A 13,052-nucleotide genomic window follows, 5' to 3' on the forward strand; every position below is an offset into this window, starting at 1 on the left:
AGCAATCTATTCTAACAAGTGTTTCGCTAGGCGAAACACACTGATGGTCCTAATTTTCTCTGATTCAATAGAAATTCCTACTAAAAATCGACCAAAAAAAAATATGAGCACAACTCAAACACCAAGCAGTAATAAAGGTCCTTTATCTGGTGTACGTATCCTGGATATGGCCACTGTAATTGCTGGTCCATTTGCAGCGACGCTTTGCGCTGACTTAGGCGCTGAAGTCACCAAACTCGAACTACCTGCCAGCAATGATCCTTTGAGAACTTTTGCTCCCATGAAGGATCATCATTCTTTATATTGGAAAGTTACCAATAGAGGCAAAAAAGGCATTACCTTAGATGTACGAAAGCCTGAGGGAAAAGAAATTTTTTTAAGAATGCTGCCCTCTTTTGATGTATTGGTGGAAAATTTTAGGACTGGCACCCTTGATCAATGGGGTCTTGATATCAAAACCTTGCATCAAGCTAATCCTCAGCTTATCGTTCTTCGTCTTACTGGGTTTGGTCAGACTGGCCCCTATGCCAGAAGGCCAGGCTTTGCTCGCATCTTTGAGGCAATGAGTGGCTTTACAAACTTAACGGGAATGGCTGATGGCCCCCCTCAGCATATGAATTACCCTTTAGGAGATGTAGTTTCCGGATTATTTGGCGCGTTCTCCATAGCAGCAGCTTTAGTTGAGAGATATCGATCAAAAGATATGTTCGGCAGGGAAATCGACCTATCCGCAACCGAGGCCATGATGCGTCTACTTGATCCACTAGCAGTAGAGCTGGATCAATTAAATTACATTCGCGGGCGTGCCGGATCAAGGGCAACATATACAGCCCCTTCTAATATTTACAAAACATCTGATGGGGTTTGGGTCAGCATAGTTGGCTCATCCGATCCAATATTTAAGCGGTTTTGTTCTGCAATGGGAATGGAAGAATTGGCAAGCAATCCTAAATTTTCTAACAATCAGTTGCGCCTAAAGAATTTAGATGAAATAGACCAAATTATCTCTAACTGGTGCTCTTCGCTAAATTTTGAAATGTTAGCAATAGTCCTTAACCAGCATGATGTTCCTTTTACCAAGGTTTATGACATTAATGATGTCTTGAATGATCCCCACTTTATAGAGCGCAATGCAATCATCAGGCTACCTGATGAAGATTTAGGCAGTATTCCGGCCCCTTGTATCGTTCCGCGTTTTTCTGGCATACCCGAATATATTCCCCATAGTGGATCGAAAACTGGTGCCCATAATATTTCTTTTTATTCTGAACTTGGCTTGAGTGATGAAGAAATTTCCAAACTAAAAGCTAGCAACGTTATATAAAAGGAGTACTGCATGCACAAAATTACACTTGGCTCTCTTAACGAACTAAAAAACTGGGTTGGCAAAGAGCTTCCCCCTTCCGATTGGCAGGAAATCACTCAACAGCGTATTGATTTATTTGCAGAGGCTGGTGGAGATAATCAGTGGATACACGTAGACCCAGTAAGAGCTGCTAAAGAATCCCCTTATGGCGTCACAATAGCTCATGGCTTTTTAATCCTCTCACTCTTAAGTAGATTTTTCACAGATACTGTTCACATTGATGGCGTTACATTGTCGATCAATTATGGAGCCAATAAAGTCAGATTTACTGATCCAGTTTTAGTAAATTCTAGAGTGCGCGCTCATTTCACCTTAACCTCCCTTGAGGCATTTAAAGGCGGAGTACAAATTATTTGGAATGTATCTATAGAGCAAGAAGGTAAGGAGCGGCCTTGCATGATCGCAGAATGGATAAGCCGACGTTATGGGGCTTTTGATAGCGAAGCTTCGCAATGAAATTTCATACTTTGATTAAAGGAGCTCTATGATTCGCAACCCAAACGAATTCTCTTCTTTTTTAGATTCACTAAAAAAGTATTGCCAGAATAAACTTATTCCTCGTGAAGCGGAAGTTGAATTACTAGATGAGGTACCCCCAGATTTAGTGACCGATATGGCTGGGTTCGGACTATTTGGATTCTCAATTCCAGAGACATATGGCGGTTTCGGCATGACGACTGAAGAACTGGTATTGGCCGCTATGGAAATATCGCAATGCTCCGTTGCCTTTCGTGCGCGAGTAGGAACCAACACTGGAATTGGGTCTGAGGCTTTGGTTGCCGATGGATCAGAAGCACAAAAAGAAAAATATTTACCTAGACTAGCCAGCGGTGAAATTACTGGATGCTTTGCAATTACCGAGCCTGATGCAGGCTCTGACGCTGCCTCTTTAAAAACTTCGGCAAGAAAAGAGGGAAATGATTTCATTTTAAATGGCACCAAATGCTTTATTACCAATGCACCCATATCTGATCTATTTACCGTTATGGCAAGAACAGATCAGAGCAAGCCTAAGTCCGATGGTGTTTCCGCATTTTTAATAGAAAGAAATACGCCGGGACTCACTGTTGGTAGTCCATATAAAAAAATGGGGCAAGCAGGATCCCCAGTTTCAGAAGTGCATTTCGAAAACTGCCGTATTCCTGCTAGCAATCTGATTGGGATAGAGGGTGCGGGCTTTAAAACTGCAATGAAAGTATTAAATAAGCAGCGCATACATTTAGCAGCACTTTGTATTGGTCCAGCCATTCGCATGTTAGATGAAATTGTGAATTACGCATCTGTCAGAGAGCAATTTGGCAAGCCTATTGGCACTTTTCAATTAGTGCAGGCGATGATTGCAGACTGTCAAACTGAAATTTACGCTGCTAAAGCACTTGTTTTGGAAACTGCTCGAAAACGTGACTCTGGAGAAGATGTCAGCATGGAAGCTTCCATCTGCAAATATTTCTCCTCAGAAATGTGTGGAAGGGTTGCAGATCGTTGTGTACAGATACTAGGTGGATATGGTTATATTTCCGATAACCCGATTGAGAGATTTTATCGAGATGTGCGTCTTTTCCGCCTCTATGAAGGAACGAGTCAAATTCATCAACTAAACATCGCTAGAAATACGTTCAAAAAAGCAGGACATACCTTTAACTAACAATTTAATTTTTTGGAGAAATAATGAAAAATAAACTTCATATAACGATTTTTTCTTTGCTCTGCGTAACATCTGCTTTTAACGCTTTTGGGCAGGATGCAAGCTATCCTAATCGCCCCATCAAAATTATTGTCCCTTACGCCGCAGGTGGTGGTGCGGATAATGTTGCGAGAACGATTGGTCAGAAATTAGGGCCAATACTTGGCCAAACAATAATTGTTGAAAATAAACCAGGTGCCTCAACACAAACAGGAACACTCGCAGTTGCAAAAGCCCCTGCCGATGGCTATACCTTGTTAATGGGTACGGCAAACCTTGCAACAAATCCCGCATTATTTGAGAAATTGCCTTATGATACTCAAAAGGATTTAGCTCCGATAACGCTTATTACCAAAGTTCCCGTTTATATTTTTGTTACAAATAATTCAAATATTAAAAGTGTTACTGAGTTACTTGCTAAAGCAAAATCAACACCCGACGGCCTATCTTATTCAACACCGGGAAATGGCAGCATTGGACATTTGGCTGGAGAGCTATTTAAAAGTGACTCCAAAAGCAATCTACATCACATCCCTTACAAGGGAAGCTCAGAAGCAACAACCGCCCTTATTGGCGGACAGGTTCAGTTAAGTTTTGATAATTATGGTCCAGTAATGGCGCAAGTTAACGCGGGCAATGCAGTCCCATTAGCAATTGCCATGCCGAGTAGGGCAAGCATTACGCCTAATGTTCCAACATTAAAAGAGCTAGGATACCCAATGGAAGCATATTCCTGGTGGGGAATTTTGGCGCCAGCAGGCACACCAACTCCTATTATCAATCGCCTAAATAGCGCCATTCAGACAGTCATAAAGATGCCTGATGTTCGCGAGGGCATGCAAAAACAAGGGGTGGAATTTGTTGGAAGTACTCCTACCGAGTTTGCTGAACATATCAGACTTGAAACAATCAAGTGGTCACAAGTTACCAAACAAGCCAACATCAAAGCCCAATAACATGAATACACCTTTTAAAGCTTTTCGCCTTTACTCCTTAGATGGAGCAGTCACCAGAAAAATTGAATCCATTCAATTGGACTCTTTAAGCCCCGGCAATGTGATCATCAAGGTAGCATATTCTAGTATTAACTATAAGGATGCATTGGCTTCGAAAGGTCTTAATAATATAGTTCGTGAATGGCCAAGAATTAGCGGTATTGATTTGACTGGCATAGTGGTTGAATCGCTTGATTCACGCTTTAGCCCAGGTGATGAGGTATTAGTAAATGGTTGCGGGCTGGGAGTAGATCATGATGGTGGGCATGCCCAATATGCACGCGTGAATGCAGATTGGGTAATGAAAATACCTCAAGGCATTACGCTTCTTGATGCCGCTACTATCGGTGTAGCAGGTTATACGGCAGGACTATCTCTTGACTTAATGGAGCTAAACGGCCTCAATCCACTAAGCGGTCCAATCCTAGTAACCGGAGCAACTGGCGGTGTAGCCACTATTGCAATTGATATGTTATCGAAAAGAGGTTATCAAGTTACCGCTATGAGTGGCAAACCAAATGAGGCGGAATATCTTAAAAACCTCGGTGCCACTGAAGTCATTACACGAATTTCATCAGAGAGTAAATTTAAGCCACTTGAAAAAGCGCAATGGGCAGGAGCAATTGACTCAGTTGGCGGCTCTACTTTATCTTGGATCACTCGCGTGATGCAACCAGGCGGAGTAATTGCGGCCTTTGGAAATGCTGGTGGAGCAGAACTTGAGACTACTGTAATTCCATTTATTCTCAGAGGAATCCGTTTGATTGGTATCAATGCAAATTCACCTATGAATATAAGAGAAAAAGTTTGGAAAAAGATTGCGAATGAATATCACCCAACTCATCTAAAAGAAATCGCCAGTATCATAAGTATTGAGGAATTAGCACATCATCTAGATCTCACGCTAGCAGGAAAATCGAAGGGCAGAATTGTGATTGACATGAATCAATAAGATCTGAAATAAGAAAATAAGGAGATAATATGAAGCGCCGAGAGTTTCTCATTACCATTCCCAGTATTGGCCTATATCCGTTTGTGTCATACAGTCAGACAGGATTTCCGAGCAACTCAATTAAGATAGTTTGCCCCTACGCGGCTGGGGGTGGCCCAGATATACAGCTAAGACAAGCGGCTCCTTTTCTGGGCGAAACATTTAAGCAATCCGTGATTATTGAAAATAAAGTCGGTGCCGGCGGTGTACTAGCGACTCAATTTACTGCTCAGTCAGCCCCTGATGGCTACACCCTTATGCTCGGATCAAACATACAATTAATTCAAAAAATTATTAAGCCAGAAATTTCAATTAGCCCCTTAACGGATTTTGCGCCCATCAGCAATATGTACTCCTTCCCAACCGTGATGATGGTTTCAGCAGACTCTCCATATAAAAGAGTTGAAGATGTTATTGCTGCTGCCAAAGCCAGTCCTGGATCTATGAATTATGGATCTGGCGGGATTGGCACTTCAGCACATATTGCCGGGGCAACATTTGTAACATTGAACAATTTAAAGGTAATTCATATCCCGTTAAAAGGATCGGTGGAAATTGCTACGTCTTTAATCCGAGGCGATACACAATTTGCCTTTCCAATAGCAGGTACAGCCGTACCATTGATCAAAGGAGGAAAAGTACGTGCACTTGCCGTAACAAGTAAAAATCGTTTAACACAATTACCAGATGTGCCAACACTAAATGAAATAATGAAAAATGAGTTAACAATTCAGGAATCATGGTTTGGCATGTGGGCTCCGATCAAAACACCTCGAGATAAGATTGATGCTCTTTTTCAAGGTATTACTAGCGCCTTGAATAACAAAGCTCTGAAGACAACTTTTGAGGAGGCGGGCAATATGGTTACGCCCAGTCAGAGCCCTCAAAACTTTGGAATATATATGGCGAGTGAAAATAAAAAATGGGCTGAGATTATCCGCCTTACAGGCATAACTGCTGAATAAGATATTAACTAATTATTCATAATCTGCAAATCCGCTTTTCCAACTATTACTTTAAGTAACACTCAAAAAAATACCAACCCGAAGGTTGGTATTTTCATTTCTGGTGGGCCCACCAGGACTTGAACCTGTAATAAAGGAGTCCAGTTTGCGTAGCTTTCACAACTCCCTAGACTATGAATTCGTCATCTCCATTACTTGACCTGAATGGGTGCCGTCCAGTCTTTACCCACAATTACTTTGAGCAGCCTTAATCATTTTTTTAACCTCTAGGCTCTCATTTATAGAGTGAATTGTAATTTGTGGATTTTGTTTAACAAAAACACGAAATACTTCATCTGCAAATGCCTGACCAATTGACTCAACACCCTTAAAGTCTAGTAGCACTGTCTTAAAACGATCAACGCGATTTAAAATACGCTTCGCCTGTGAACGCGAAATAAGCTGGCCACCTTCGTATAGAGCTAGCTTAACGGGCACAACAGTTTTATTAAACGCGTAATCTTCGTCTTCCGTGCCGCTAAAACTATCAAATACTGTACGCAATATTCTTTCTGAATTAAGCGCTATCTTCATGACAACCCTAGTTCCTTGATGACTTTTTTCGTTATGAAGTAAAAAGTCTATTCCCGAGTCGTCCGCATGCGTAAAGACTAAATCACCAGAGAAAATAAAAAATTCATCAAAAGCACGTGATGAGAAAAAGATTCCTTGCCCAGTATGATTACTTGGATCTGTAGTGAGCTTTCCTTTGCTCAACTCCAAAATAGACTCACGTGGATCATGCAGCTTTAATAATCTAGCGATATGGTTAAAAATTCCCTCGCCATTATCAATAATTGATATTGAAATAAGATCGGGCGTTCTTTCTACATGAATATAGACCTCTGTGCCTTCCGAATGATCAATGGCGTTATTTAGCATTTCAGTAAAACCGTAATGACAAATATTGGCAATTTCTTTAGGCAAGCCATTAAATATTTCACCAAAATCACGCGAATAGACTTCAGACTCCTCTAGCCCCTTTAATTTAAATAGACCATCATGAAATCGCTTTACACCTAACTGATATACCCGCGCCTTTGTACTGCCGCTGGAAGCTAAAAATCCATCCTTAACTAAGGCTGCAAAATGAGCATGGATAGCCTGCCTAGTAAGGCCAAACCTTTCCATTGCGGCATGAGCTAAATCGAGTTGATTAGCTTTAACGCCATCCACTAAGAACTGACGTACTTCTTGGGAGCGCTTTGTATTGGCAAATTTCATGTCTATTTTTGTAAAGTTTTATGAAATTATTGTAAAGTTTTATGAAATTATTGTAAAGTTTTTGATCAAGGATTGACAAGAAACCCTGAATAAATAGTACTTATATGCGCTCTGAGGCCCTTTTAACCCTATTCACCGCTAAATCAAGTTGAGTCTCTTTAGTAGTTGCTCGTATCCACTTGTTATCCACCTTATAGCGACATTGCCACACGGCACTATGCTCGCGTTGATAGAGGGTTAGGTTACGGTGTATGAGTTGATGTGTACTTTCTTTTTTAGTTGCCATACATATACTTTAGCTTCAGAGCCTAAGCTAGAGCAACCAAGTTGGCTGAATTATCAGGGTCAATTTAGCCAAAAGAAAGTGTGGCTAGTTGTGGCAGTTAATGGAGGTTTTTTGGAAGTCTAAGCGTTACTTTAAGTAACGCTTGATTAATATCCAGCCTTTCTAGCAGCCTTTTCAATCCATGAACCCATATTTTCATATCCATCATCCTTATTCCAGTAATAAAGTGGATATTCATTCGAAACCATTCGTCCGCAACGATCTGTAGTCTGCCCTTGTAAATCTTTTATTTTACTTACATCAATTGCTAGTAATCCATTGCCTATAGCTATGCTCTTTTGAATCTCATATTTCACCCAACGGCTGTTGCAAGTTTTATCGCCAATCAATACAACTGTTACTGAAGTGCCCCTTAATTGGTTATCAATCCAATTTTTAATGGAGGTATCGCCTTGTCTTTTAATTTTTTCGAAATCTGCTGCATCAATAAACCCAGCCGCATCCCTACCCTGAGTAACCCAACTATTTCTGACGATCATAGCTCTAGAAACATCTTTATATTTGAAGCTAAAAAATACTCTTCTGGCCATAAAGACTCTCCTATTGTTAGCTACGTACTAGATATAAGTACACAGCAACACTAACCAACAATACAATACACCCGTGAAAAATAAGCAATGTTCTTGAGTACAGGGCTGCCAGTAATGAAGGTGTCTGATTGACTACACCACCAGTACTCATGACAAATAAAGAGCTAGGAATTTCACCGCTAGCTACCCCTTCATATAATTTTCTATACAGCCTTTCTTGATATAAAAAATATCCATCTAAAACCCAAAACATAAACACTGGAAAATAAGCAAGTAATAGAAATTTCTTTTCTGCATCTTTAGTGGCTAAAGCAAAGCATGCAGCAACTAAAGTTATGCTCCACCCTTTTAGCAAGAATGAATTTGATCCCAATCGATTAATAACACCCTGAATAAAACCTAGATGAGCAATCTGTTTACTTGAATCCATAAAGTAGCCTTTAATGACTTTTGCAATTTTTTAATGGAAACTCTATCATCTTGACTTACAAAAGACAAAACCCCAGCTATCTCTAACTGGGGTTTGCTTTTCTGGTGGGCCCACCAGGACTTGAACCTGGGACCAAAGGATTCCGGTTTGTGTAGCTTTCACTACTCCCTGGACTATGCCTTCAAACTATCTTTTTAGTGTTTGATGGACAAACTTTTCCAGACTCTCAAATAACTCATCCGAAGCCCTTTCAGCGGCTTTAGAGTCGCCATTAGAGATTGCCAAAGCGAGGTTTGCGTGCAGTTTTCCAGATTCCGCATCATCCTGGCTTTGATGATAAACAAACCAAAATCTCCGCGATAAAGAATCTAAAGAATCTAATGCCCTAGATGCAAATTCATTTCTCACGCAAGTGGAAAAATGATCATGAAAGGCTTTATCAGCCTGCAAAAGTGCATGACCGTCTCTTGTTTTGACTGCACCCAAAAGCTGATCAGCAATTGCTTGCATTTGCTTACGCTCTTCATCACCTGAACGTCTTGCAGCAGATCCGGCAGCAAATCGAGATACTACACACCTAAATTCCAAAAGCTTTAACTGATCAGCAATATTGATTTCGGTGACAACAATTCCCCGACGCGGAAGGATGTTAACTAATCCCTCCCTAGCTAATCGTTGGAGAGCCTCTCCAATCGGCGTTCTGCTGACTTGAAGCATCTCGCCCAACTCTGACTCAGAAAGCATCTGTCCCGGCTTAAATTGAAGAGTGACGATCATTTCCTCAAGCTCAGCGTACACCTTATCAGCCAAGCTGATGATGTCAGTCTTTTGCAAGACTAGTCGCTTCTTTTTTCCGGTATTTTTTAATTCAGTATTTTTTAATTTCACAGCAGGATTTAGGTATTGAAAATAGTGAGGATATTAAACCCCACCATTTTCGCCTGAAACTAGGTTTTTATAATTTTATATCCACATTTTTAGTTTCCGGTAAAAATATCAAGCCAAAAATTACAGTCACTGCCGCAATAATTACCGGGTACCAGAGTCCATAGTAAATATCGCCCTCTAAGGCCACTAGAGCAAAGGCTGTTGTAGGCATTAGGCCCCCAAACCAACCAGTGCCAATATGATAGGGCAGCGAGAGGGAAGAATAGCGAATTTTGGTTGGAAAGAGCTCAACCAAGGCTGCCGCTGTTGGTCCATAAGCCATCGTTACATAGATTACAAGCAAAAATACCAGCAAGAAAACCATTGGTTTATTGATCTCATCTACATTTGCTTTTTGAGGATAACCAGCCTCTGAAATGGTAGCGCTCAGCTCTTTTGCAAAATTATTCATTTTTAGTGCAGCCTCTTCTTTTGAGAGTCCCACTGAGTCAAATGAATTAACAATCTTATCGCCAACTTTAACGCTCGCAATTGTTCCGGGCACCGCATTCTCAACATGATAGTTAACTGATGCAGCTACTAACTTTGCCTTAGCAATATCACAAGAAGAGGTAAATTTCTTAGTTCCAGTGGGGTTAAATTGAAATTGACAATCCCCAGGATCTGCTACCACAACTACAGGGGAATTTTTTAATGCCATCTCTAGAGCAGGATTCGCATAATGTGTCAGACCTTTAAATATTGGGAAATAGGTCAGCACAGCCAATGCCATTCCAGTCAGAATAATTTTTTTTCTTCCAATACGATCTGATAGCGTGCCAAATATCAAAAAGAATGGGGTGGCGAGTAAAAGCGCCCCAGCCACAATTAAATTCGCAGTAACGCTATCAACCTTAAGTGTTTGCGTCAAGAAAAGTAGTACATAAAATTGACCCGTATACCAAACACACCCTAATCCGGCGGTGATACCAAACAATGCTATCAATACAATTTTCAAATTTTTCCAACGCAGGAATGACTCTGTTAATGGGGCTTTTGACTCAGCCCCCTCCTCTTTCATTTTGGCAAACACAGGCGACTCGCTCATAGACATGCGAATCCATACAGAGATTCCTAGCAAAATGATGGATACCAAGAACGGGATGCGCCAACCCCAATCTCCAAAGGCCGCCTCACCCAAGAATAGTCTCGTTGATAGGATTACTAACAGTGATAGAAATAGCCCCAAGGTTGCGGTAGTCTGTATCCAAGCAGTAAATTGCCCCCGTTGATTATTCGGCGCATGCTCCGCTACATAAACTACAGCACCGCCATACTCTCCGCCAAGCGCAAGACCTTGCAACAACCTAAGCGAAATCAGAATAATCGGCGCTGCAATACCTATACTTTCATATGCAGGCAGCAAACCAACACCAAAGGTCGATAAGCCCATAATGAGGATGGTCATTAAAAAGGTATATTTGCGACCGATCATGTCCCCAAGTCGACCAAATACGAGGGCGCCAAATGGGCGAACGATAAAGCCTGCCGCAAAGGCTAATAAAGCAAAAATAAGTCCCGTTGTTGGATCGGCCTTGGCAAAAAATTGCTTCGCTATTACAGCTGCCAAAGATCCATATAAAAAGAAGTCATACCATTCAAATACAGTACCTAAAGATGAAGCAATGAGTATTTTTCGCTCCGCCTCAGTAATGACCCTTTTGCTGTTTACAGAATTATTTGTGCTTTGAGTTGACATTTACAGCCCCCTTTAAAAGTTTATTTGCTTAGCCAAGAAGATTTGGAATTTCGGCTATCGAAGTTAATGCAACATCAGGAAGAAGGCCCACCTCGTCAGGGATTGCACCATTCCGATTAATCCAAATCACCTGAAACCCGAATGCTTTGGCACCAGCTACATCAAAGTAATTTGATGTAACAAATCCAATTTCATGTCTTTGGAGATCGAACTTATCAGTTGCCAACTGATAAGTTCTTGGATGTGGCTTATAAACTTTGACCTCATCCACACTTAATAAGGCGTCAAATTGATCCGTAATTCCTGCGTTGCCAACTAAATTTGTTAGTAATGATGGGGTTCCAACAGATAGGATTGCCCTCTTAAGTCCACTCAATTTAGGAAGAGTCTGCCTAGCATCCTCAAAGGGAGATAACCTTTCGTAGGCATCCATTAAGGCACCTCTCTCACTTGTTCCTCCAGGAAGCCCTAAATATTTCAATGAATACTTAAGGCCTGCTTCTGTATTTTGGTTATGGGGTATATATCTACCCATAATGGTTCTCAAAAACATATATTCAATTTGCTTTGATCTCCAAAGTTGACTTAACTCCTTGCCTTTCCCTGGGTACATCTTTTCAGCCAAAGCAACAACTGAGTGAACATCAAACACCGTTCCATAAGCGTCAAACGCAAGAGCTTTAATTCCGTGCAATTTTTTCATACATTCCTTACTGAAGTTCAATTGGGATTTCAGTAGGATACTAGTAAAAAATGGGAAAAACATAGCCAATCAAGCTAGTGAAAACCCTTGTTTGCAAAAATTTTTACTTCGAATTGCTCAGCGTTACTCAAAGTAACGCTCAAAAGACAAAACCCCAGCTATCTCTAACTGGGGTTTGCTTTTCTGGTGGGCCCACCAGGACTTGAACCTGGGACCAAAGGATTCCGGTTTGTGTAGCTTTCACTACTCCCTGGACTATGCCTTCATCATATAAAGATTTACATCCTTACTTAGATGGGTGCCGTCTAGTCTCTACACCTTCAACAGCACTTTCATACTGAAGCTTGGCTCGGCGTTAGCTTGTGCAGCTTTTGGCTGCATTTAGCTTTCTCCGAATTTGACACCATCCCTTATGCAGTTTCCACGCATAAGGCACAACTTTCGCTATGAGTCCTCTGCTCTAACCAACTGAGCTATGGGCCCTAAAACTTTCATTTACTACACACCTTACTGCTGGTGCTTACCACTTCAAAACCACACTAAAACCGCATTTACTACACACCTCGGTTTTTGCTCCGGTGTGTAAGCGGTGTGTAAGCAATTTTGACTACCTAATTCACCACTAACCTCTTGAATCTATTGAGGTCTTTGTTACAAGACCCCTTGGGCTTCTTTCTTATGAGAGCAGACACCCAAGGTAGACCCATATAAACAGGGGGTCTGCGGGTGGTCAGTGTCGATGTGTAAGCAAATGTGTAAGTAAATTCATGGATTTAAAGGAAGTACTAGTTCGTTCTTTGGTTTTTAAAACCAAAGGATTTTTAGAGCAACCATCTAACACTTCGTTGCTCCAAAGTAGTTTATGAACGATTTTTAAGCGCTACTTAAAGTAACACGAAGGTCTAAAAACTTCGATAGTGATAAATCGCTTCCGACCTCGGATTTATTGCACGGCTATCCGGAAGGTTTTAATAAGGGAACGCCGGCAAAAGGCCGATAATCTTCATCGAATAGCTTATCGCACTACCCTATAGAAAAAACATCGAACAAAAACTAAAGGGATTGAGTCCGGTGCAATACCCAGCTCAATCCCTTCTGATAGGCTAATAAAACTATCCAACTTTTGTAGGTCAGCTCACTTGGATCTTTTTTA

General features: G+C 41.1%; 12 protein-coding genes. 6 read left to right on the forward strand and 6 right to left on the reverse strand.

What is annotated here, in order from left to right; all coding sequences use genetic code 11:
* Positions 1–103 precede the first annotated feature (103 nt).
* The 6 genes from ICV89_RS08865 to ICV89_RS08890 are packed head-to-tail and all read left to right on the forward strand — an operon-like array spanning position 104 to position 6,001.
* Positions 104–1,324, forward strand: a complete 1,221-nt coding sequence (locus ICV89_RS08865; protein ID WP_215308294.1) for a CaiB/BaiF CoA-transferase family protein — start codon at positions 104–106, stop codon at positions 1,322–1,324.
* Positions 1,325–1,336: 12 nt separating this feature from the next.
* Positions 1,337–1,822 (forward strand): MaoC family dehydratase, encoded by a 486-nt coding sequence (locus ICV89_RS08870; RefSeq protein WP_215308295.1) that lies wholly within the window; start codon positions 1,337–1,339, stop codon positions 1,820–1,822.
* 28 nt (positions 1,823–1,850) lie between these two features.
* A complete protein-coding gene (locus tag ICV89_RS08875) occupies positions 1,851–3,011 on the forward strand; it encodes an acyl-CoA dehydrogenase family protein (protein WP_215308296.1) in 1,161 nt (386 codons plus the stop codon).
* Positions 3,012–3,034: 23 nt separating this feature from the next.
* A complete protein-coding gene (locus ICV89_RS08880; protein ID WP_215308297.1) occupies positions 3,035–4,006 on the forward strand; it encodes a tripartite tricarboxylate transporter substrate binding protein in 972 nt (323 codons plus the stop codon).
* Position 4,007: 1 nt separating this feature from the next.
* The gene (locus ICV89_RS08885) at positions 4,008–4,997 is read left to right on the forward strand and encodes an oxidoreductase (RefSeq protein ID WP_215308298.1); all 990 of its coding nucleotides are present in this window, start codon (positions 4,008–4,010) and stop codon (positions 4,995–4,997) included.
* Positions 4,998–5,026: 29 nt separating this feature from the next.
* Positions 5,027–6,001: a tripartite tricarboxylate transporter substrate binding protein gene (locus ICV89_RS08890; RefSeq protein ID WP_215308299.1), complete on the forward strand. Its 975-nt coding sequence runs from the start codon at positions 5,027–5,029 to the stop codon at positions 5,999–6,001.
* A gap of 222 nt (positions 6,002–6,223) precedes the next feature.
* On the opposite strand, the gene ICV89_RS08895 is transcribed toward ICV89_RS08890, so the two are convergent.
* The 6 genes from ICV89_RS08895 to ICV89_RS08920 form a co-directional block, all read right to left on the reverse strand.
* Positions 6,224–7,216, reverse strand: coding sequence for an STAS-like domain-containing protein (locus tag ICV89_RS08895; protein WP_215308300.1), 993 nt, complete (start codon positions 7,214–7,216; stop codon positions 6,224–6,226).
* A 480-nt stretch (positions 7,217–7,696) separates the two neighbouring features.
* Positions 7,697–8,140 carry a TIR domain-containing protein gene (locus ICV89_RS08900; RefSeq protein WP_215308301.1) on the reverse strand — a complete coding sequence of 148 codons (444 nt, stop codon included), beginning with the start codon at positions 8,138–8,140 and terminating at the stop codon, positions 7,697–7,699.
* A gap of 16 nt (positions 8,141–8,156) precedes the next feature.
* A complete protein-coding gene (locus ICV89_RS08905; protein ID WP_215308304.1) occupies positions 8,157–8,570 on the reverse strand; it encodes a hypothetical protein in 414 nt (137 codons plus the stop codon).
* 186 nt (positions 8,571–8,756) lie between these two features.
* Positions 8,757–9,458: a GntR family transcriptional regulator gene (locus ICV89_RS08910; protein WP_215308306.1), complete on the reverse strand. Its 702-nt coding sequence runs from the start codon at positions 9,456–9,458 to the stop codon at positions 8,757–8,759.
* Between the two features lie 67 nt (positions 9,459–9,525).
* Positions 9,526–11,196 (reverse strand): MFS transporter, encoded by a 1,671-nt coding sequence (locus ICV89_RS08915; protein WP_015421842.1) that lies wholly within the window; start codon positions 11,194–11,196, stop codon positions 9,526–9,528.
* Between the two features lie 28 nt (positions 11,197–11,224).
* On the reverse strand, positions 11,225–11,899 hold the full coding sequence (locus tag ICV89_RS08920; RefSeq protein ID WP_015421843.1) for a haloacid dehalogenase type II: 675 nt from the start codon (positions 11,897–11,899) through the stop codon (positions 11,225–11,227).
* Between the last annotated feature and the right edge of the window lie 1,153 nt (positions 11,900–13,052).

The organism is Polynucleobacter sp. Adler-ghost (assembly GCF_018688495.1).
GTDB lineage: Bacteria > Pseudomonadota > Gammaproteobacteria > Burkholderiales > Burkholderiaceae > Polynucleobacter.